General features: G+C 70.6%; 17 protein-coding genes. 7 read left to right on the forward strand and 10 right to left on the reverse strand.

From position 1 onward, the window contains the following. The first annotated feature begins 112 nt into the window (after positions 1–112). Both MM440_RS05120 and MM440_RS05125 read left to right on the forward strand, forming a co-directional pair. Positions 113–676 (forward strand): hypothetical protein, encoded by a 564-nt coding sequence (locus MM440_RS05120; RefSeq protein ID WP_241443087.1) that lies wholly within the window; start codon positions 113–115, stop codon positions 674–676. Further along, on the forward strand, positions 595–1,986 hold the full coding sequence (locus MM440_RS05125) for a hypothetical protein (RefSeq protein WP_241443088.1): 1,392 nt from the start codon (positions 595–597) through the stop codon (positions 1,984–1,986). Before MM440_RS05120 ends, MM440_RS05125 begins: the two co-directional genes overlap by 82 nt. 221 nt (positions 1,987–2,207) lie before the next feature. Here the strand turns inward: MM440_RS05125 and MM440_RS05130 are convergent, their stop codons facing one another. Together MM440_RS05130 and nrdR are read right to left on the reverse strand one after the other, a co-directional pair. Further along, positions 2,208–5,099, reverse strand: a complete 2,892-nt coding sequence (locus tag MM440_RS05130; protein ID WP_241443090.1) for a vitamin B12-dependent ribonucleotide reductase — start codon at positions 5,097–5,099, stop codon at positions 2,208–2,210. A gap of 174 nt (positions 5,100–5,273) precedes the next feature. Next, a complete protein-coding gene (gene nrdR / locus MM440_RS05135) occupies positions 5,274–5,768 on the reverse strand; it encodes a transcriptional regulator NrdR (RefSeq protein WP_241443092.1) in 495 nt (164 codons plus the stop codon). 392 nt (positions 5,769–6,160) lie between these two features. Here nrdR and MM440_RS05140 point away from each other — a divergent pair, with 392 nt between their 5' ends. Further along, positions 6,161–6,814 carry a DUF6318 family protein gene (locus tag MM440_RS05140; RefSeq protein WP_241443094.1) on the forward strand — a complete coding sequence of 218 codons (654 nt, stop codon included), beginning with the start codon at positions 6,161–6,163 and terminating at the stop codon, positions 6,812–6,814. A gap of 143 nt (positions 6,815–6,957) precedes the next feature. Next, positions 6,958–7,779, forward strand: coding sequence for a hypothetical protein (locus tag MM440_RS05145; RefSeq protein WP_241443096.1), 822 nt, complete (start codon positions 6,958–6,960; stop codon positions 7,777–7,779). An 83-nt stretch (positions 7,780–7,862) separates the two neighbouring features. Here the strand turns inward: MM440_RS05145 and MM440_RS05150 are convergent, their stop codons facing one another. Beyond that, a complete protein-coding gene (locus tag MM440_RS05150; protein WP_241443098.1) occupies positions 7,863–8,252 on the reverse strand; it encodes a LysM peptidoglycan-binding domain-containing protein in 390 nt (129 codons plus the stop codon). A 234-nt stretch (positions 8,253–8,486) separates the two neighbouring features. Here MM440_RS05150 and lexA point away from each other — a divergent pair, with 234 nt between their 5' ends. After that, positions 8,487–9,188: a transcriptional repressor LexA gene (lexA, locus tag MM440_RS05155; RefSeq protein WP_241443100.1), complete on the forward strand. Its 702-nt coding sequence runs from the start codon at positions 8,487–8,489 to the stop codon at positions 9,186–9,188. Positions 9,189–9,245: 57 nt separating this feature from the next. Here lexA and MM440_RS05160 read toward each other — a convergent pair whose 3' ends face one another. Together MM440_RS05160 and MM440_RS05165 are read right to left on the reverse strand one after the other, a co-directional pair. Further along, complete coding sequence (locus tag MM440_RS05160) at positions 9,246–10,577, reverse strand: patatin-like phospholipase family protein (RefSeq protein WP_241443102.1); 1,332 nt, start codon at positions 10,575–10,577, stop codon at positions 9,246–9,248. Positions 10,578–10,680: 103 nt separating this feature from the next. Further along, positions 10,681–11,334 (reverse strand): TetR/AcrR family transcriptional regulator, encoded by a 654-nt coding sequence (locus MM440_RS05165; RefSeq protein ID WP_241443104.1) that lies wholly within the window; start codon positions 11,332–11,334, stop codon positions 10,681–10,683. Positions 11,335–11,391: 57 nt separating this feature from the next. On the opposite strand from MM440_RS05165, the gene MM440_RS05170 reads away from it, so the two are divergent. Beyond that, positions 11,392–12,267, forward strand: coding sequence for an SDR family NAD(P)-dependent oxidoreductase (locus MM440_RS05170; RefSeq protein ID WP_241443106.1), 876 nt, complete (start codon positions 11,392–11,394; stop codon positions 12,265–12,267). Here the strand turns inward: MM440_RS05170 and MM440_RS05175 are convergent. Further along, positions 12,247–13,131 carry an NAD-dependent protein deacetylase gene (locus MM440_RS05175; protein ID WP_241443108.1) on the reverse strand — a complete coding sequence of 295 codons (885 nt, stop codon included), beginning with the start codon at positions 13,129–13,131 and terminating at the stop codon, positions 12,247–12,249. The genes MM440_RS05170 and MM440_RS05175 overlap by 21 nt on opposite strands. A gap of 161 nt (positions 13,132–13,292) precedes the next feature. Between MM440_RS05175 and MM440_RS05180 the strand changes: the two genes are divergently transcribed. Then, a complete protein-coding gene (locus tag MM440_RS05180) occupies positions 13,293–14,210 on the forward strand; it encodes a LysR family transcriptional regulator (protein WP_241443110.1) in 918 nt (305 codons plus the stop codon). A gap of 105 nt (positions 14,211–14,315) precedes the next feature. On the opposite strand, the gene MM440_RS05185 is transcribed toward MM440_RS05180, so the two are convergent. The 4 genes from MM440_RS05185 to leuS all read right to left on the reverse strand — a co-directional run bounded on the left by MM440_RS05185 (position 14,316) and on the right by leuS (position 22,008). Then, complete coding sequence (locus tag MM440_RS05185) at positions 14,316–16,670, reverse strand: ComEC/Rec2 family competence protein (protein ID WP_241443112.1); 2,355 nt, start codon at positions 16,668–16,670, stop codon at positions 14,316–14,318. A gap of 1 nt (position 16,671) precedes the next feature. Continuing rightward, positions 16,672–17,946: a ComEA family DNA-binding protein gene (locus MM440_RS05190; protein ID WP_241443114.1), complete on the reverse strand. Its 1,275-nt coding sequence runs from the start codon at positions 17,944–17,946 to the stop codon at positions 16,672–16,674. Between the two features lie 173 nt (positions 17,947–18,119). Continuing rightward, positions 18,120–18,983: a DegV family protein gene (locus MM440_RS05195; protein ID WP_241443116.1), complete on the reverse strand. Its 864-nt coding sequence runs from the start codon at positions 18,981–18,983 to the stop codon at positions 18,120–18,122. A gap of 43 nt (positions 18,984–19,026) precedes the next feature. Continuing rightward, complete coding sequence (gene leuS, locus MM440_RS05200; RefSeq protein WP_241443118.1) at positions 19,027–22,008, reverse strand: leucine--tRNA ligase; 2,982 nt, start codon at positions 22,006–22,008, stop codon at positions 19,027–19,029. Positions 22,009–22,189 lie beyond the last annotated feature (181 nt).

Below are 22,189 nucleotides of genomic sequence, written 5' to 3' on the forward strand. Positions count from 1 at the left end.
TCCGCACGTGGGCGCACACCGCCCGTGTCCTCGCCGCGGACGACCCGACTGTGCCCGTGTCCGGGGACAGGTTCGCGTGGGCTCGCGGCATCCTCATGGCGCGGAGGCCCGCATGACCACTCGCAGGTACCTGTGGGTCGACGCGGCGGATCATTCCCGCGCGATCCGAGACGCGGGCACCGTGGACGACGGGGTCGTCCTGTCCGTCGTCCGCCCGCACCGCCGCCCGTACACGTTCCACATGGACGTGCTCGCCGCGATCGGGGCACGGCATGACGTGCGCGGCGCGAACGCCCGCTCCGGTGCGGGCCGTGAGCTCGCGCTCATCGAGTCATGGCTGGCCGGGTACCGCGTAGACACCGTCGTCCTCGCGCACGCCGACATGATCGGTGTGCCCGAGTGGGTTGGCCCGGTCGCTGACGCGGTGGAGGCTGCTGGCTCGGACCTGATCCTCGTGTCCGACGACACCGCAGACGGCGGGTTCGCGGACTGGTGCGAAGCGAACGGCATGCCCATCCAGACGGGCACGGACCTGGCCTCGTTCACCGTCCGTGACACGGCCCCGTGCCCTGCCGAGCCTGCGGGTCGCTCCCGGTGCACGTGCCGCGGGCCGCGTTCTACGTGTGGCGTGCCCGCGCCCGCGCCACGCTCACCCCGGCCGACTTCGAGGCAGTAGACCGGCTCTACCGGGCCACGTTCACGACCGTGACCGCAGACCCGCCCGGTGACGCGGACACCGCAGCCCGTGTCCTCACCGGCCTGCTCGAACCAGTGACCGGGCCGGGTGAGTGCGTCACCGTCGTGCGGGCGATGCAGGCCGCGATGTTCGTGAACGGTCTCTACCTGAACCTGGTCACGAGCAAAGCCTTAGCCGCGGTCCGTTCACACGAGCACCGCCGCCTCGACACCCGCGAGATCCGGTCGTTGCGTGCGTACGCCGAACCGTGGGTCGGGGTCGCGACCCTGCTGCACGACGCAGGCATGGAGTACGGCTCGAACATGTCCCGGCTCTGCATCAAGCACATCACCCCGGACGGGACTCTCACAGGGAAGGGCCGGGACGCGTGGGACCTGCCCGACGAAGCGGCCCCGTTCCTGCGCGCGCAACGCCACCTGCGCCTCCTCGAAGGAGCCGCGCCTGACGACCCGTTCCTGCCCCGCCCGTCCCGTGACGTGGCCGACGCGGTCCGGTGGACGCGCTCAGACCTGAACCTGACGGGTGTCGCCGCTGAGCCTGACCGTCACCCCACTGGAAAGGACCCGGTAGTGCCCACGTCCATTCCCGCGAACGGGACCGCGCTCGCCGCCGCGCTCCGGGCACGCGGCATGTCCGAACGTGAGGCGTCCCGCGCCGCTGGCCTGTCCGTGTCCGCGTTCCGGCAGGTCATCATCGGCAACGGCATCCACCCGTCAACCCCGTTCCAGAACGTCCACGCAATCGTCACGGCCGCAGGCATCTCCTGGTCCGAACTGCTCGACCACGACCCCGACCATGCGACCCCCGAACACCCCGCCACGCACCTTCCCGACGAGGCGCGCGTGAGCGTCCTCGCCCGCGTCCTCACCACAGCGCGGCGTTCCGTCCCCATTGAGCACCTGTGCATCGTGCTCGGGTACACGACCGAGCAGCTCGAAGCCGACCTCGCTGCCCTCGAGCCACGGTTCGCACCGCTCGGGTTCACGATCGTGTACGGCAACAACAACGCCGTCGCCCTCTCCCGCGGCACCGACCCTGACGGTGACCACGCCCTCAACGAACTTGCCCGTCTCCATGACGCGGACCGTTCCATGTCCCGCTCCGCCGCGAGCGTCCTCTACCGCACGTACGCGGGCACGCTCACCGAACGGCGCGCGACCCGTCAGGACCGGATCGACATGGCAGCACTCGCCAACCGGGGCGCCCTCGCGGAGGGCGCCGGCCTGGCCCTGTCGGCGGACACGACCTACTCCCTCATGCTGGACAAGGACGACACGACCACGACCTAACCCGCACCACTTGAGACGACGAAACCCTGACCGGGCAGAGGACCCGGTCAGGGTAGTCGTCGTCGCGTTGTCACTCCTGTTCTCACACGGTGACACTCACGGTCCAGACGCGCCTGACCTGCGAGGACACTGGTGACACCTCGTGCGACAGTGGTGACAAAACCGTGCGACAAAGGTGACACCAGTGTCTCATTACGGTGACATCCGAGTGAGAACTTGCATCAGCTGCAGCCGGAGGTGCTGCCGCAGCCCTCGCAGACGTAGCAGGAGCCGGCCGGACGCATCTTCGTGCCGCAGGTGAGGCACATCGGCGCGTCGGAGGCCATGCCCTGGAGCTTCTCCATGAGCTCGGCCGACGAGTGGATCTCACCCGAGACCTGCCGGGCGTCGGCCGCGCCGGCGCCGGACTTCACGGCGGCGTCGTGGCGGGGCCCCTCGGGCTTCTTGCTCGAGGTGCCGACGCCCTGCTGCATCGACTCGATCTCGTCCTCGATCTCGTCCTCGGACTCCTCGGAGATCGGCTCGTACGAACCGGTCTCGAGCTGACGAGCCCGCTCGTCGGCGGTGTAGATGCCGAGCATCGACCGGGTGTCGAAGTCCAGGTGGTCCAGCGCCAGGCGGCGGAAGACGTAGTCCATGATCGACTGGGCCATCCGCACATCCGGGTCGTCGGTCAGACCGGCCGGCTCGAAGCGCTGGTTGGTGAACTTGTCGACGTAGGTCTCGAGCGGCACGCCGTACTGCAGGCCCACGGAGACGGCGATCGAGAAGGCGTCCATCACGCCGGCGAGGGTCGAGCCCTGCTTGCCGAACTTCAGGAACAGCTCACCGAGCCCGCCGTCGGGGTAGGCCCCGGCGGTCAGGTAGCCCTCGGCCCCGCCGACCGTGAACGAGGTGGTCTGCGAGCTGCGACGCTTCGGCAGACGCTTGCGCACCGGGCGGAACTCGATGACCTTCTCCACCACGGGTGCGGCCTCCTCGACGACCGCGGCCTCCTTCTTGGCCTTGGCGTCGGAGAGCGGCTGCCCGACCTTGCAGTTGTCGCGGTAGACGGCGAGGGCCTTGAGCCCGAGCTTCCACCCCTGCAGGTAGACGTCCTCGATCTCCTCGACGCTGGCCGTCTCGGGGAGGTTGACGGTCTTGGAGATCGCACCGGAGAGGAACGGCTGGGCCGCAGCCATCATCCGCACGTGACCCATGGGCGAGATCGCCCGCGCGCCCATGGCGCAGTCGAAGACCTCGTAGTGCTCCGGCTTGAGGCCGGGGGCGTCGATCACGTGGCCGTGCTCGGCGATGTACTCGACGATCGCCTCGATCTGCTCCTGCTGGTAGCCGAGCTTCTTCAGCGCCCGCGGGATCGTGAGATTCACGATCTGCATGGAGCCGCCGCCGACCAGCTTCTTGAACTTGACCAGCGAGAAGTCCGGCTCGATGCCGGTCGTGTCGCAGTCCATCATGAAGCCGATGGTGCCGGTGGGTGCGAGCACCGAGGCCTGCGCGTTGCGGTAGCCGAACTTGTCACCGAGCTCGACGACGTCGGCCCAGGCCTTGGTGGCGAGGGCGTGGATCGAGCTGTCCATCGCGTCGAGCGTCTTGATCTCGCCGTTGGCCGCCTTGTGCTTGCGCATGACCGCCTTGTGGGCGTCGGCGTTGCGGGCGTAGCCGGCGTAGGGGCCGACGACCCCGGCGAGCTCGGCGGAGCGCTTGTAGGACGCACCGGTGAGCAGCGAGGTGATGGACGCGGCGAGGCTGCGGCCACCCTCGGAGTCGTAGCCGTGGCCGGTGGCCATGAGCAGCGCACCGAGGTTGGCGTAGCCGATCCCGAGCTGGCGGTAGTCGCGCGTCGTGTCGCCGATCGACTCCGTCGGGAAGTCCGCGAAGCAGATCGAGATGTCCATCGCGGTGATGACGAGCTCGACGACCTTCTCGAAGGTGGCGGCGTCGAAGGTGTCGTCGTCCTTGAGGAACTTCAGCAGGTTGAGCGACGCCAGGTTGCACGAGGAGTTGTCGAGCGACATGTACTCCGAGCAGGGGTTGGACGCGGTGATGCGACCCGTCTCGGGGTTGGTGTGCCAGGCGTTGATGGTGTCGTCGTACTGGATGCCCGGGTCGGCGCACTCCCACGCGGCCTTGGCGATCTTGGTGAACAGGCCCCGAGCATCGATCTTCTCGATGACCTCGCCGGTCATGCGAGCGCGCAGACCGAAGTCGGTGCCGTCCTCGACGGCCTTCATGAACTCGTCTGTGACGCGGACCGAGTTGTTGGCGTTCTGGTACTGGACGGACACGATGTCCTGGCCGCCGAGGTCCATGTCGAAGCCGGCGTCGCGCAGGGCGCGGATCTTGTCCTCCTCGCGCGCCTTGGTCTGCACGAACTCCTCGATGTCGGGGTGGTCCACGTCGAGCACGACCATCTTGGCGGCCCGGCGGGTCGCGCCACCGGACTTGATGGTGCCGGCCGACGCGTCGGCGCCGCGCATGAAGGAGACCGGGCCAGAAGCGGTGCCGCCGGAGGACAGCAGCTCCTTGCTGGACCGGATGCGGGAGAGGTTGAGGCCGGCGCCCGAGCCGCCCTTGAAGATGAACCCCTCCTCCTTGTACCAGTTGAGGATCGAGTCCATCGAGTCGTCGACGGAGAGGATGAAGCACGCCGACACCTGCTGGGGGCTGGCCGTGCCGACGTTGAACCACACCGGGGAGTTGAAGCTGAAGACCTGGTGGATCAGCGCGTAGGTCAGCTCGTGCTCGAAGATCTCGGCGTCCTCATCAGACGCGAAGTAGCCGTTGTCCTTGCCCGCCTTGGTGTAGGTGAGCACGACCCGGTCGACGAGCTGCTTGAGCCCCTTCTCCCGCTGCGGGGTGCCGACAGCACCACGGAAGTACTTGGTCGTCACGATGGTCGACGCGTTCAGCGACCAGAAGTCGGGGAACTCGACACCTCGCTGCTCGAAGATCGTCTCGCCCGTCTTCCAGTTGGTCTGGACGACGTCGCGCGACTCCCAGGTCACCTCGTCGTAGGGGTGCACACCAGGGGTGGTGAAGATCCGCTCGATCTTGATGCCCTTGGGCGCGCCCTTGCGGGCGCTGCTGCGTGCCCCGACGGTCTCGGTCATGGTTCTTCCTCCGTGTCGACGTGCTGGGTGCTGATGGTGGTCGTGCCGGTGGTGCTGGGTGCTGGTGGTGCGCTGTGCTGGTCGTGCCACCTGCGGGTCGTGCCTGGGCGCCTCGGGGACGCCGAACGAGCGGTAGGGCTCAGTGTGGCCGTGGGGTCTGACAGACCCCCCGGATCAGGTCTTGCTGCGGGTCTTGCTGGGGACCGGCTCGGTGCCCACGGGCTCGCGCTCCGCGCGGAGCACCGCGATCGCGGACTCGAAGTCCTCGAGCGAGTCGAAGGCCTGGTAGACGCTCGCGAAGCGCAGGTAGGCGACCTCGTCCAGCTCGCGGAGCGGACCGAGGATGGCCAACCCGATCTCGTGCGCCTCCACCTCGGCCTGCCCCTGCTGGCGCAGGGCCTCCTCGACGCGCTGGGCGAGCAGGGCGAGGTCGTCCTCGCTCACCGGGCGCCCCTGGCAGGCGCGCCGGACGCCGCTCACGATCTTGTCGCGGCTGAACGGCTCGGTGGCCCCCGACCGCTTGATGATCGTCAGGCTGGCGTTTTCGACGGTCGTGAAGCGACGACCGCACTCCGGGCACTGCCGACGGCGCCGGATCGCGGTGCCGTCGTCGTTGGCGCGGGAGTCGATGACACGGCTGTCCGTGTGACGGCAGAACGGGCAGTGCACGGCTGACGCCTCCTTGCGGGTTGTGGACGGTGCTGTGGATCGACAGTGGACAAGGTGTGGGTAACCACGCCCGCCCTGGGGACTACATGTGGATGACTTACACGAGTGTAAGCACTACATGTAGCGATCCTATGCCCTGTCGACCCCAAGATTCACCTCTGTCGCCCGACTGCTGCGTCGCCCCAGGTCAGAGGCCAGAAGCTCCCGTGGACCCGCGCGTGTCGTCGTACGTGTCGCTCTGTGTAGCCCATCGCTACTCTCTGCGCCCAAGGTTCCGTGGCGCGGGGCAGCCGTGCCAGGAGGCGCGTGGGCCATCGGTCCCCGACCCCAGAGTTATCCACAGAGTTGCCCGAGGCGCCCTGCGGGACCACCGCGGCGGCTAGCCTCGGCGTATGCGCAGGTCATCCCCGATGCTCGTCTCCGCGGCCGCCCTCACCGTGGCGCTGTCCGCCTGCACCAGCGGCGGGGGCGGCTCCCCCACGACCAGCGCACCGAGCAGTGCGCCGACGACAGGCACCGCGACGACAGCCACCTCGACCACCACGCCGGGAGGCGCGACCGGCACCAGCACCGGCACGACGAAGGCACCCGACCCGGCCGCGTCGGCGGCTGCCAGCTCAGCAGCGATCGCCGGCATCCCCGCCGCCGCCAAGGCGCACACCCCCGCCGGAGCCGAGGCGTTCACGCGGTACTTCTTCGACGTCGTCAACAAGGCGTGGACGACTCCGACCGTCGGCGCCATCGCGGCGCTCAGCGAGCCAACCTGCAAGTCGTGCTCTGAGCTCGAAGCAACTGCTGTCGCGCTTCATGGAATGACGGCGCATGCACGCGAGGCTCCCGTCATCGTGCAGTCGGCGAGTGCAGGATCACGCGATGGATCCGGGCGGCAAACGGTGATCCTGCTTGCGACACAGGTCCCCAATGCGGTGATCGACAGCAGCGGAAAGCAGTCCGACGTGACTGAGCGGTCTAGCATTCGGCGCGAGATCACCCTGACAGAGACGCCGAGCTCGGGCTGGCGGGTCGCCCTGATCAAGGGCCTGTGATGGCTGTCGGCACCGCCCTCACCCTTGCGCTCACTTTGACCACTTGCGCGCCTTCGGGCTGCGGGTTGATCGACCTCAACGCAAAGACCGTAGCGGACGGGTCACATGTGCGCGCGAGAATCAAAGTCCCGGTCAGCGCGCCCGTGACGCCCTCTCGGGCGCAGAAGGACGTCGCCACGGGCACGCCAGCCTCCAACCCCAACGCCAAACCCGCAGCCAACACGCCCACAGTGACGTGGGAGTTCGACTGGGTCTACAACTGCCCGGGGAACGCGGTGGGCGACGGCGACCGGATGTGCGCGGGGGCGGTGCAGGCGTGCGCCGGCAACGACCCGCAAGCGGGGCTGGGCCCGCAGGCGCGCATCTTCGCCCGCCCGGTGACGAACGGCACGCCAGGGGCGTGGCAGGACCGCGGGCTGAGCTGCAACCCCACCGGTGCCATGGCTCAGGCGGCCGCCCAGGGCGCCACCGTCGCGGCGCCGCGGCCGGTGCTCACCATGGCGATGGTGCTGGACGCGTTCCATCGGATGCCGTTCGCGAAGCCCGAGCTGGTCTTCCAGCCCACCGGCAACACGACGCTGATCACGCTGCCCGGGTTCTACGCGGTGCAGTGGCCGCAGGCCGGGTTCGAGCCCGGCGAGATCGACCAGATCGACCCGGCCACGATGCTCGGCTTCGACGTGCGGATCCGACCGAAGGTCGTGACCTACCGCTACGTGTTCGGTGACGGCACGACGATCGAGACCGACTCGGCCGGCGGGCCCTACCCGGACGGCGACGTCAAGCACGCCTACACCAGGGCCGGGAGATACGCCTCGCATATCGAGGTCACCTACAGCGCGGACTTCTCCGTCGCGGGCGGCGAGTGGAACGAGGTCCCCGGCACGGCGGACATCGTCGGACCGGCCGAGGACATCACCGTCAAGCTCAGCCGCAACGAGCTGATCGCCGGCACCGGCGCCTGACCACGGGCAGCTGAGCATGCGGCGTCTGACGACGCGGCGCACGACCGCTCGACCGTCAGTCGGGACAGGCGGCCGGCCGGGCGTCAGCGCGCGGGGATGACCAAGGTCTGACCGGCGGTGATCGCGTCGGTGCCGAGGTGGTTGGCGCGCTGGATGGCGACGACCCCCTCGCGCACCGGGAGCTCCGGGAGCTTGACCGCCGCGATCTCGGAGAGCGTCTGCCCCGACTCGACGGTCAGCACCTCGGTCGGCCCCGCAGCGGGCGCGGAGAGCGCCTGCGCGAGGATCAGCGCCGTGATGGCGAGGGCGGCGGCGACGGTCAGCGTCAGCGCGAGGCGGACCCGACGGGCCACCCGCCTCGGCGTGGCGGCCACGTCGGCGCCGGTGGGCACGAGCCGCAGCTGCGGACGGGCGGGCGCGCATGCCGGCTCCGCGGCGGGCGACGTGCCGTGCCAAGCAAGTGCTGCACTCATGAGGTCCTCCTTGCGACGGCGTGCGAGCGATCGCTCGCACACCTTTTCGATAGATCGCTTGTACGAAAGTAGCAGCCGACGGGCCGAAGTCAAGACACGACTCGAACGGTTGTTTCAAACCGCTGTTCGACTCGATACGATCGGTGCCACGATCTGAAGTGAAGCAGGCACCTCTGACAGACCCCCCCCTGTCGGTCCTTTGGAGGCCCGCCGACGACGAGCAAGGAGCAGCTCATGGGTGACGTCACGGAGTTCCCGGACCGGCCTGACCGCAACAAGATCCTGACCATGCGCCAGCGCAAGATCCTGTCGGTCATCCGCAACACGGTGGAGCGCCGGGGCTACCCGCCGAGCATCCGCGAGATCGGCGACCTCGTCGGGCTCAAGTCGGTCAGCTCGGTGTCGCACCAGCTGTCCACGCTCGAGCGCAAGGGCTACCTCCGCCGCGACCCCAACCGCCCCCGGGCGATCGAGGTCGTGAGCCCCGACTGGGCACCGGAGGCGTTCCACGCCGAGGTCGACTCCTCGGTCGACGTCACCGACATCGGCAACGAGCGGCCCGAGGCCGAGTACGTCCCCGTGCTCGGTCGGATCGCGGCAGGCATCCCGATCACCGCCGAGGAGGTCGTCGAGGACGTCTTCCCGCTGCCGCGCCAGATCGTCGGCGACGGGTCACTGTTCCTGCTGAAGGTGAGCGGCGACTCGATGATCGACGCGGCCATCTGCGACGGCGACTGGGTGGTCGTGCGCCAGCAGCCCGACGCCGACAACGGCGACATCGTCGCGGCGATGCTCGACAACGAGGCGACCGTCAAGACCTACAAGCGGCGCGAGGGCAAGCTGTGGCTGCTCCCCCACAACGATGCCTACGACCCGATCGACGGCGACCACGCGACGATCCTCGGCAAGGTCACGGCGGTCCTGCGGCGTCTCTGACGGCCCGCCGCTGACCTCAGGGCGCGGCTCCGGTCCCCTCGGACCAGGGGCCGCGCCCTACCAACGCCCCCACAGGGTGCGACGGGCCGAGCTCTGCAGTACGCGTAGCGCTTTCGCGGGGTCGGCCCACTCGTCGAACGGCGGTGCCAGGGGTGCGTCGTGCACGACGAGGTGCGGCGCGTGCTCGCGGATCGACTGCTCGGCGACGAGGTAGCCGTGACGCTCGACGATCGCCCGCTCCCCCTCGCTGAACGAGTCCAGGTCGGTCCGGACGCGACCGATCATCTCCGCAACGGCAGGCGGATAGCCTTGCGGCACAACGGTGTCCAGCGCCCACGTCGCGCCCTCGACCTCGTGCGCGGCCATGCTGGCGTGCAGCCACCGCACCCGCACCGACGTGCCACCGTCGGTGGCGATGTTGAGGATTCGCAGCGCCCGGCCGAAGGGCGTGTAGGTCGTGCGTGCCCGGAACACCGCGCCTCCGTCGGAGACCAGCACCGTGCGATGGTCCTTCCACACGGGCTCCAGCGCCAGCTGGTCGTAGACCCCTCCGTCGCTCAGCTCGATCGTGCGCAGCACGTCCTCGCGAGCCGCAGAGCTCTCGAGTCCCGGTGTCCCACCGGAGAGTCCGAGGCTGGCCCCGTCGAGTCGCCTGGGGGCAAAGACCGGCGGGAAGGCGCAGGACGTGGCCACGCTGTCGGCGATCCGCCAGGCGGGCGGGGGTGGGGCGAACCCGAGGCGGTAGTCGCCCAGCCATCCCTGCGGTTGCATCGACGTCGGGTCGTAGAACCGCCAGTCGATGCCGTAGCCGATCTCGGTCGCACCGGTGACGCTGCCCGGTCCGCCGATCCCGATGTCTCGCAACGGGGTCGACCACCACGGGATGTGTTTCGCCAGCTGATCGGCCAGGGCGCGGACCCCGCCGTCGAGGACGAACCAGCGGGTGGGTAGCAGTCGCGAGAGGATGGCCGGGGTGCGGATGTTGTGCGAGGCGAGCTCGCGCAGCGGGGCGGCGACCAGCTCCTCGAGGCCACCGACCCGAGTGAGCTCGGGATGCTCGTGCGGCCACCTAAGGTCCGGGTGCTCAAGCAGATTCGCGACGATCGCGCCGCCGGACGCGCCACTGACGGTGCGCAGCGTCCCGAGAATGCCCAGCTCGTCCAGCCGGCGACAGGCACCCAGGTGGAACAGCGCGGCACGGAATCCGCCACCTGACAGGCACAGACCCGCACCGTGGCGGTCCGCGAACGGCACCTCGAGATCTCGACCGAGGTCGACCCCCGGGCGCTGGCCCTTGCCTGCGGCGATCTGAGCCGTCACCGCCCGCGCCCCGGCCCGCGCCTCGCGACGGCTGGGCGTTGTGCTCTGACGCTTCGGCTGGTCGGTCACGAGAGGCAGGCTATGTCACCGCGGACCGCGAATTCTCTGCTGCAGCCACGCTTTCGTCAGTGTCGTGGCCCCCTGTCCGGGCCTCACGTGTGCGGAGGCGAACTCAGGTCCGAGCGTCCGCGGGTGGCGTGGACGTCAGCACTGCGCGCACCGCGACGTCCAACATCGACCGGACACTGCCCGGGCGGGACGGCCCCTCGGCGAGCACGGGGTGTCGACGCGCGATCTCGGCCATGATCTCCGGGGAGGGTGGCTCCTCGGTGGACGCCACCACGTCGAGCACCGCGTAGCCACGCACCAGCACGTCGAGCGTCAGGGCGGTCGCCACCGGGTCGACGTGACCGTCCGACGCCAGCGCGGCGACGAGGCCGCTCATCCAGTCAATGGCGTTGGGGCACCGGGGTGCTCGCGTCAACGGCACCTGGGCGAGCCACGAGTGCTCCTGGTAGCAGGCCCACAGCGCGTCGACCCAGCCGGTCACCGAACCGACCGCGGGCGCCTCCCCCAACGCCGCGTCGATCATCAGCTCGACCAAGGTCTCCTTGCTGTCGACGTACCGATAGAGCGCCGTCGTCGCGAGCCCCAGACTCCCGGCGACCGCCGCGAGGGTCACGTCGGAGGTGCCCGACCGATCGGCCATCGCCACGGCGGCGCGGGCGATCTCGTGCACGTCGAAGCGCGCCCGGGGCCCACGCCCCGGTGTCTCGGCCAGACCCCACAGCTGTCGGACGGCGAGGGGGTCCGCTTGACTGCTCATGGCGTTCACAGTAGCGTGCCGATTAATCGCGAACGTCATTCACAGATTGGATCGACCATGTCCGCCACGCCTCCTGCATCGATCCCGCTGCCACCCGAGCCAGCTGCGCGCCGGCGCACCGCGCTCGTCACCGGCGCCTCCTCAGGCATCGGGCGGGCCGTCGCCGAGCAGCTTGTGGCGGACGGATGGCGAGTCGTCGGGGCAGCCCGCCGGACCGAGGAGATCCCTTGTGGCGCAACTGCGCTGGCTCTCGATCTCACCGACGAGGACTCGATCAAACGCTGTGCCCAGCGGGTCCACGACCACGGCGGCGTAGACCTCGTGGTCGCCTGCGCGGGGGTCGGAGACTTCGCGCCCCTCGAGCTCACGGCGGCGGACGAGGCGCAGGCCCAGCTGCAGGTGAACCTGATCGGCCCGATGGAGCTGATCCGTCTCTTGCTGCCCGATCTGCGGCAGCGTGGCGGTGGGCGGATCGTCCTCGTGTCGTCGGTGGCCGCGGCGTTCTCCTCCCCCATGGCGGGGTGGTATCACGCGAGCAAGGCTGCGCTGGAGGCGGTCTCGGACGCGCTTCGGCTGGAGGTGGCGCCGTTCGGGATCGAGGTCGTCGTCGTGCAGCCCGGGGTCGTGGAGACCCCGTGGCACGACCAGGCGCTGGCGCGCCTCGCGAGCGTGACGTCGGGGACGGTCTACGCGGGCGATGGGGGTGCGGTGGCGGACTATCACCGCCGTTCGGCGGCCTCACCGATGACGACCTCGGTGACCGACGCCGCCGCGGCGATCGTGCACGCGGCGACGACCAAAAGCCCGCGGACGCGCTACCCGATCGGGCGCGGCTCCCGCATGGCGATGGTCATCGGGCGCACGCTCCCGGACCGCGTGTTCGACCGGCTCACGAGAAGCCAGTTCGGCCTCTCAGGTCAGCCCGAGCGGTAGGCCCACCGGCGCCGAGAGGTCCACGACCTCACCGAGGTCGTCGTCGACACCGAGCAGATCGGTGAGACGGGCGAGGGTCGGTCCGAGGGACGCGCTCAGCTGCCAGGTCGCCTCGGCGTCACCGCGGGTCGGACCCCGCGTGATGATCGCCACCGGGATCTGCAGCTTGTGCGCCCGGCGGACGAACCGGTAGCCACTCATCACCTTCAGCGACGAGCCGAGCACGAGCAGCGCGGAGGCGGACTCTACGAGCGAGAAACATTGCTCCACAGTCTGTTTCGGGACGGACTCGCCGAAGAAGACCACGTCGGGCTTGAGCTGGTCGGAGCCACACACGACGCACCGCGCCAGGTGGAACGCGCTGACCTCCGCGTCCGTCAGCGCGATGTCACCGTCGGGGCGGATCTCGTCGGAGGTGACGTGGTAGTCGGGGTTGGCCTCGCGCAGCCTGCGCTGGATCTCCTCGCGCGACGTGCGGTCGTCGCACACGAGGCAGCGCACGACGGACAGCGTGCCGTGCAGCTCGACGACGTCCCGGGCCCCGGCCTGCTGGTGCAGCCCGTCGACGTTCTGCGTGATCACCGGACCGACGTAGCCCGCCCGCTGCAGCGCGGCCACAGCCCGGTGGCCGGCGTTCGGCCGGGCGGCGTCGAAGCGTTCCCACCCGACGAAGGCCCGGGCCCAGTAGCGTCGGCGGTTCTCCGAGGACGCGAGCAGCTCGCCGTAGGTCATCGGCTGCACCCGCCGCTCCCCGTCGGGACCGCGATAGTCGGGGATCCCCGACTCCGTCGACAACCCGGCACCGCTCAGCACGCACACTCCCCCGTCGTGGACGAGCCGGGCGATGTGGTCGAGCGTGGTCACGCACCCAGTATCCCTGGTTGCCACAGCCCCGATTGCCACCCCGGCCACGACGCCTCCTACCCCTCCTACCCCGCGCCGACGCTCCCACCCTGCCAGGCCAAAGCATGACGCCACGTTTGGATTCCAGGGAACTCCCAAACTCTGTGTTATAGAATGCGCCCATGATCGATGCAGCCGGGCTCCGGGTCATGAAGGCCATCGCCGACGAGGGCTCCTTCACGGGTGCCGCGGCCTCGCTGGGCTACACCCAGCCCGCGATCTCCCAGATGGTGCGCCGGCTCGAGCAGCGCACCGGCACGGTCCTGGTCGACCGGGTGGGTCGCCAGGTGCGGCTGACCGAGGCGGGTCAGGTGCTCGCGCGGCACGCCGTCTCGGTCCTGTCCGCGCTCGACGCCGCCGAGGAGGAGGTCGCCGCCATCGCCGGGCTGCGGGCCGGTCGGGTCCGGATGACCTCCTTCCCCAGCGCCACCGCCACCTTGGTGCCGCGCGCCCTCGCCAACGTCCACCGCGACCATCCGGACCTGTCGGTGACCTTCACCGAGGCCGAGCCGCCCGAGGCCCTCGCGGCGCTGCGAGCCGGTGAGACCGACCTGGTCATCGCCTTCCGCTACGAGGGCGGCGCCTCGGAGGTCGAGGACTCCGACTTCGAGGGCCTGGTCACGGTGCCGCTGCTCACCGACGAGGTGCGGGTCGTCCTGGCGAAGGATCACCCGATGGCGGACCTGGCCGTCGTGCCGCTCGACAAGCTGGCCACCGACCCGTGGATCGCCGGTTGTCCGCGCTGCCGGATCCACCTGCTGTCCATGGCGGCCGACGCGGGATTCCGGCCGACGGTCTCGTTCGAGATCGAGGACTACGTCGCCCAGATCGGCCTGGTCGGCGCCGGCCTCGGTGTAGCCCTCGTCCCCGACCTCATCGTCAAGACCGCCGCCGGTGACGAGGTGGTCGTCCGCACGAGCACTCCTGGCTCGCGCCGTCAGGTCGTGGCCGTGACCACCCCCGACCTGCAGAAGGTCCCCGCCGTCGCGGCCACCATCGAGGCGCTGCAGGCCAGCGCCGACGCCTTCGTCGCCAGCTGACCACGCCACCGCCGCTGTCAGCAGGCCGCCGCCTTGGGGCTGGCCGATCCCGCGGCCCCAACCACAGCACGGCCGAGGCGCGCGCCAGCCCCGGCTCGGTCGCCGCTACGGCCCACGCCGGGCCACCTCCAGCGAGGCCCCTGAACCGAGTACGGCCACGTCCCCGTCCTGGTCGCTGCGCAGCACCCGGTAGCCGCCACGCGCCAGCGCCTTGAGCGTCGACGGCGCCGGGTGCCCGTAGGAGTTGTCCCGCCCCACCGAGATGAGTGCGAGCGGAGCCCGTAGCTCGCTCAGCAGGGTCTGGTCCTGCTTGGCCGATCCGTGGTGGGCCACCTTCAGGACGTCGACGACCTCGTCGATCGGTCGCTGCCGCAGCTCCAGGAGCACCTGGTGGGCCGAGGGCACCTCGACGTCGGCCAGCATCAGCACCCGCAGACCGGCGACGGTCACCAGCAACACGATGCTGTTGTTGTTGGGCACCGAGTCCTCCTCGATGCGTCGTCGCGGCCACAGCACCTCGGCCTGCACGTCGCCGTAGACCAGGTGGTCGCCGGCGTAGATCGGTGCCGGCACGATGCCACGGTCGGCCGCCACCTCGACGACCTCGCGGTAGCGGTCGTCCGGCAGCGGCACCGGGTCGACGAGCAGCGTGCGCACATCGACGCTCTCGAGGACGCCACGCAGACCGTCGACGTGGTCGGCGTGGTAGTGGGTGAGGATCACCGCATCCAGCACGTGAATCCCCAGGCGTGACAAGCACTCCCGGATGAGCGGAGGATCCGGTCCGGTGTCGACCAGGACCCCGTGGCCACCCCCCGAAGCAAGGACCAACCCGTCGCCCTGACCGATGTCGCACATGACCAGTCGCCAGCCAGGAGGCGGCCACGCGAACCGGGTCGTGGTCACCGTCGACGCCAGCAGCACCAGCACCACGCCCACCGCCACCCACGGGCGGAGCCGGGCCAGCCACACCAGCCGCGGACCGGTCAGCACGAGCACCAGGGTGAGGACCGCGAGCAGCCAGGCACCGAGCGCGCCCTCCGGCCACGGCACCGATCCGAAGGGCACGCGCGCACCCACGCGGGCGATGGCGGCGATCCCGACACCCGGCACACCGGCGCCCCAGGCGACCACGGGCGCTACAGGAGGGACGACGACGGCGACCAGCGCGGTCGCCACGCCGGCCAGCGTCGCCGGTGTGACCAATGGTGCGGCGAGCAGGTTGGCCGGGATGCCGACGAGGGACACCGCCGGCTGCAGCAGCACCATCACGGGCGCGCACATCACCTGGGCGGCGACCGGGACGGCGAGCGCCGGACCGAGCGGCGCCAGCCGGGCGGGCAGGAAGCGCGCGATCACGGCCCCCCACGGCCGCGCGAACAGCAGCAGACCCAGCGTGGCCAGGGTCGAGAGCGCGAAACCCATGGACCGCGCCAACCACGGGTCGTAGACCAGGAGGCCGAGGACGGCAGCGGCGAGCGCCGGCACTGCCTCGGACCGGCGGCGCGTGGACAGCCCGAGCAGCCCCACGGCTCCCATGGCCGCTGCCCGCACGACGCTCGGCTCGGGTCGAGCCAGCACGACGAAGGCGGCCAGCCCCGCAGCTGCGACGAGCGGCCGCCACCGTCTGCCCAGCCCCACCAGCCCAGCCGCGCCGATCAGGCAGGCGAGGACGATGGACACGTTCGTGCCGGAGACGGCGGAAAGGTGTGTGAGGGACGTGGCCCGCATGGCTTCGGTGAGGCTTGGGGGTGTGAGACTCGTGTCGCCGATCACCAGCCCCGGCACCAGTCCCCTGGCGTCGGCGGGCAGCGAGCGCACCGCGCCGCGCAACGAGGCGCGGACGTGCTCGGCCGCCCGCGTCACCGGCCCGGCGGAGTCGACGACCTTGGCCGGTCCCCGTGCGCCCAGGATGGCTTGCACCTCGTCGCCCGGCACGGCCTGGTCGAGCCGGCCGGTGACCTGAACCCGCTGCCCCCAGGTGGTCGACAGCCACGACCGGTCGGCGAAGACGAGGACCGGGGTGTCGACCTGCGTGACCTTCCCCCGCCCGGTGATCGTGTCGACACGCAGCCGCAGCATCGCCTTCTGCTGGCTCTCGGCCCCGTTGCCGACGAGGCGTGGGTCGCTCGCGATGGTGCCCACGACGGTCACGACGGCGCGCTGGTCGGCGAGCTCTCCGACGGTGCCGGCCTCCCGGATCCCCCGGTGCATGAGCAGCGCACCGAGTGCCAGCGCGATGCCGACCAGGGCGAGGATCCACGAGCGCGCGAGGGGGGACGGCACGAGCAGCCACCAGCGCCGCGGCCGCTGCCGGCGCCGGGCCACGACCAGGGTCCCCGCCGCGGCGAGCAGCACCCCGGCGACGGCGATCGCGACGCCGACCACGCTCTGGTCGAGCAGCAGGGCCACGGCAGCCCAGGCCGCGACGGCGGGGATGAGCAGCCGGATGTCCGTCATGTCAGCCCACCCGCACGCGCGTTCGCAGCCGCTCGAGGATCTTGGGGCCGATCCCGGACACCTCACCGAGCTCGTCCACCGAGGTGAACCGGCCGTGCATCGTCCGCCAGTCCAGGATCCGCTGGGCGATGGCGGGTCCCACGCCAGGCAGGGAGTCCAGCGCCGCCAGGTCCGCGGTGTTGAGGTCGACCATCGCGCCCGGCGCCCCAATCGCGCCCACACCAGCATCACCCGAGCCCGCTACCCCGCCGCCCGCCGCCCCGCTGGACGAGCCACCTGCCGCGCCGGCCCCACCGCCGCCACCCTGCGCCGCACCCGACACACCCGACGCACCCGAGCCGCCCGCCCCAGCAGCACCGGGCACCGAGCCGGCCTGGGGCACGGCTCCGACCTTGGGCACGATGATCTGCTCGCCATCGGTCACGAGCCTGGCCTGGTTGACGACACTCAGCTCTGCCTTGGCGGTCGGCCCACCAGCGGCCACGACCGCATCGACCACGCGAGATCCCTTGGCCAGCTTGACGATCCCGGGGCGTGCCACCTCTCCCACGACGTCGACCACAAGCATGACGTTCGCGGCTCCGGGCGCCGTGCCGCCCGGCGTCGGCCGACCCCCCGCTGCGGCGCCTCCACCTGCTGCGGCAGCCCCACCCGCCGCCGAGGCGTCACTCGCGAACGCGCTCGGGACCGCGGTGCGGCTCACACCGGACGGAGCACCCGCTGACACCGGCTCCGGGCGGGCATGCGCCTGAGCGAGCGCGACCCGCACGGCGAAGACCCCGATGGCGATGGCCACGGCCAGCACCACCGTGAGGACGGCGGTCCAGGCGGGCGACCAGGTGGCACCGCGCAGGGCGCTCGGCAGTCGGAGCCAGGCCGGGGGTGCCACCTGCGGGAGCGAGCTCGTGCTCGGGCTCGCCTCCGCACCCATCGTGGTGGGGGCATCGGGATCGGCTCGAGGCCACCGGGCTCGATCGGCGGAGCCACGGTCTACTTCCACCGCGGGGTTCACCACTGCGGCAGTGCCGGCGCCGGCCAGCACTGCTTGCGCCTCGAGGACCTCACGTCCGTCCGAGCGCGCCTCGGGTGACACCACGGCACGCCCGGGCGGGATCTCGAAGTCGAACGGATCGTCGTCGTCCGTCAGCTCCTCGTCCCAGGCCACCTGATCCCCGTCCGTGGCAGCACGACCACCCTCGTCCACCCGTCCGGCACGGCGTGCCAGGCGACCGAACGGGTCGAGGACTTCCTCGTGCGCAGGGCTTCGTCGGACCATGCCGAGACGTTAGGCAGCGTTCGGCCGGCTCAGACAGACTCGAGCCGCACCTGTGGACGGCGCAGGGGTCAGAACCACGCAGAACCCCTAGAGCACCTACCTAGCCCCCCTAGAACCCCTCAGACTCCGCCAGTCGCCGCAGACCCAACCGTCAGCGCTCCGGCCCACCGGCCTTACGGCCGCGGCGACACCACCACGGCCAGGGTGCCGGGCCCCACGTGCGCCCCGAGCACGGGCCCCAGCTCGAACAGACCGATCGAGGCCTGCGGACACCGCGGCCGCAGCGTCTCCACGAGCTGGTCGGCCCGTAGCGCGGCGTCGAGCTGGTGCACCGCGACGTCCACACCGGCGCCACCATCCCCGCTGGCACCGGCCTCGACGGCAGCAACAGCGCGGTGGGCCATCTCCGACAGCGCCCGACTGGCCGTGCGCACGCGGGCGACCGGCTCGATGACTCCGTCCCGGACGCCGAGCAGCGGCTTGATCGCGAGCGCGGTGCCGAGGAGAGCGGCGGCGTTGCCGATCCGCCCACCGCGGCGCAGATACTCCAGCGACTCGACGTAGAACAGCACGGTCGCCGCCCCCGCCCGCTCGGTGGCGACCTGCACGCACGCCTCAAGGTCGGCGCCCGACTCGCCGGCCTCGATGGCGGACAAGATGGCGAACCCGGTGCCCATGCCGACGGTCCGCGAGTCCACGACCGACACCGGCACGGACGCCCGCGACGCAGCGAGCAGCGCCGACTCGACGGTGCCGGACAGCTCGCCCGACAGGTGCACCGACAGCACTCCGGTCGCGCCGCCGGCGGCCGCGCGCTCGTAGGCGTCGAGGAAGGCCGCCGGCGATGGCCGCGACGTCCCGACCTTCTTGGCTGCACGCAGCACGTCGGGGACCTGCTCCGTGCTGAGGTCGATCCCCTCGGCGAACTCGTCCCCGTCGGCCACGAGGTGAAGCGGCACGACGGTGATGCCATGCCGCTCCACCACGTCGGCCGGCAGACCTGGAGTCGAATCCGTCACCACGGCAATGGAGCTCATCGCTGCGTCCTCGAGGCGATCAGGGCGGACCAGGCGACCGGCCTCAACCGGCCACGATGTTGACGAGCTTGGGAGCGCGGACGATCACCTTGCGGATCGCCTTGCCGTCCAACGCCTTCTGCACCCGCTCAGACGCGAGCGCGAGCGCCTGGAGCTCGTCGTCCGACACGTCGGCGGCGACCTCGAGCCGGTCGCGGACCTTGCCCTGGACCTGCACGACGCAGGTCACGGTGTCCTCGACGAGCAGCGCCGGGTCCGCGTCCGGGAACGACTGGTAGACAACGGAGTCCGTATGACCCAGTCGCGCCCACAGCTCCTCGCCGACGTGCGGAGCAACCGGGGCCACCATCACGACGAGCGCCTCGGCGGCCTCGCGCGGGACGGCGGTCAGCTTGGTGAGCGCGTTGTTCAGCTCGGTCAGCTTGGCGATGGCGGTGTTGAAGCGCAGCCCGTCGTAGTCCTTGCGCACGGCGTCGATCGTCTTGTGCAGCAACGACTTCGTGGCCGGGTCGATGATGCCGTCGACGACCCGCACCTCGCCGGTCTCCTCGTCGATCACGTTGCGCCACAGGCGCTGCAGGAAGCGCTGCGAGCCGACGACTGCCCGGGTCTCCCACGGACGACCGAGCTCCAGGGGTCCCATCGACATCTCGTAGACCCGGAACGTGTCCGCGCCGAACTGGTCGTACATCTCGTCGGGCGACACGGCGTTCTTCAGCGACTTGCCGATCTTGCCGTACTCCCGGTTGACCTGCTGGCCCTGCCACCACCAGGTGGACTCGGAGCCGTCCGCGGCCGGACGCTCCTCGACCTCGGCCGCCGGGACGTACTGCCCGCGGGCATCCGTGAACGCATACGCCTGAATCATCCCTTGCGAGAAGTACTTTCGGAACGGCTCCTCACTCGAGATCACGCCCAGGTCGAAGAGGACCTTGTGCCAGAAGCGCGCGTAGAGCAGGTGCAGGACCGCGTGCTCCGCACCGCCGACGTAGAGGTCCACGCCGCCGGGGTCCTGGGCGCCGGCCGGCGCGCCCGCGACAGGCTGGGCGTGCCGGGCCATCCAGTAGGCCTCGACCTCGGGGTCGACCATGGCCTGGTCGTTGGCCGGGTCCAGGTAACGCAGGTAGTACCAGCACGAACCCGCCCACTGCGGCATGGTGTTCGTCTCGCGGGTGAACCGCCGCCGGCCCCGACCGTCGCCCAGGTCCAGCTCGACCTCGACCCACTCGCGCGCCCGGGACAACGGCGCCTCGGGCTTGGACTGGGCGTCGTCAGGGTCGAACGTGCGCGGCGAGTAGTCGTCGACCTCGGGCAGCTCCAGCGGCAGCATCGAGTCCGGCAGCGTGTAGGCCACGCCGTCCTCGTCGTAGACGATCGGGAAGGGCTCGCCCCAGTAGCGCTGGCGGCTGAACAGCCAGTCGCGCATGCGGTAGCTGATGGTGCCCTCACCGAGTCCCTTGTCCTCCAGCCACGACGTCATCGAGGCCTTCGCCTCGGCGAGCTCCAGCCCGTCCAGCGAGATCTCGTCGTTGTGGCTGTTGATGGCGACACCGGCCGCGGCGAACGCGACACCGTCGGCGACGCTGCCGGCCCAGACCGGGTCAGCGGCACCAGAAGCGTCGGTCGGCGAGACGACGTCGATGATGGGCAGGCCCAGCTGCGTGGCGAACTCGTAGTCGCGCTCGTCGTGCGCGGGCACCGCCATGATGGCGCCGGTGCCGTAGCCCATGAGGACGTAGTCGGCGATGAAGACCGGCAGCCGGTCGCCGTTGACGGGGTTGGTCGCGTAGCCGCCCGTGAAGACGCCCGTCTTGGTCTTGTCCTCGATCTGGCGCTCCACGTCCGACTTGCGCGCCGCGGCCTGCTGGTAGTCGATGACCGCCTCGCCCGGCGTGGTGAAGCCGGAGGTCCACCGCTCGTCGGTGCCTTCGGGCCACGCCTCGGCGACCAGCCCTGGGACAGCGGGGTGCTCGGGTGCGAGCACCATGAAGGTCGCGCCGAAGAGGGTGTCGGGGCGGGTGGTGAAGACGGTCAGCTTCTCGCCGCTCGGCTCGGCCGTGAAGTCCACCTTCGCGCCCTGGCTCCGACCGATCCAGTTGCGCTGCATGAGCTTGATCTTCTCCGGCCAGTCGACCCGGTCGAGGTCCTCGGCCAGGCGGTCGGCGTAGGCGGTGATCCGCATCTTCCACTGCCGCAGGTTGGTGCGAAAGACCGGGTAGTTGCCGCGCTCGGTGCGGCCCTCGTTGGTGACCTCCTCGTTGGCGACGACGGTGCCCAGCCCGGGCGACCAGTTGACCGGTGCCTCGTCGGCGTAGGCCAGCCGGAAGCCGTCGAGGTAGGCAGCCTGCTCCACCGCGGTGAGGTCCGACCAGGTGCGACCTGCGGCGTCACCGGTCAACGCGCGCGCCCCGGACTCCAGCTCGTCCCGCAGCTCGCTGATGGGACGGGCCTTGCCCAGCCCACCGTCGGCGCGGACGGCCTCGGTGTCGTACCAGGACTCGAAGATCTGCTTGAAGATCCACTGCGTCCACTTGTAGTAGGACGGGTCGATCGTGCGGATCATCCGACGGTCGTCGTGGCCGAGCCCCAGCCGACGCAGCTGGCGCGCCATGATGACGATGTTGTCCTCGGTCGTCTTGCGCGGGTGCTGACCGGTCTGCACGGCGTACTGCTCGGCCGGCAGCCCGAACGCGTCGTAGCCCAGCGCGTGCAGGACATTCTTGCCGGTCATCCGGTGATACCGCGCGTAGACGTCGGTCGCGATGTAGCCCAGCGGGTGACCCACGTGCAGCCCCGCGCCGGAGGGATAGGGGAACATGTCCAGGACGAGCAGCTTGGCGGCCCGGGACCGCGGGTCCTCGGGGTCGGCCCACGGGCCGGCCGGGTTCGGGGCCCGGTAGATCCCTTGCTCCTCCCAGCGGTCCTGCCAGGCCCGCTCGATGCGGTCGGCCATCGCCGCGGTGTAGCGGTAGGGGTGCTCCTGCGTCGCGTCGCTCGTGACGACCTCGACCTGCTGCTCGCTCATGTCTGCTCTCTCGGTGCGCTCGTGGCTGGTGGTCTGCTGCCCCGGACGGCGTCGGGCCGGTGTAGGCCTGACATGACAAGACCCCTCGACAGGGAGGGGTCAGCCGCGCTGATGTCCGACTCGGTCAGCGCGGCCCGATAAGGAGCTGCAGGGAGGCCACGGGGCAAGGTTACCTCAGGCC

This window comes from Arsenicicoccus piscis (assembly GCF_022568835.1).
Taxonomy (GTDB): domain Bacteria; phylum Actinomycetota; class Actinomycetes; order Actinomycetales; family Dermatophilaceae; genus Arsenicicoccus; species Arsenicicoccus piscis.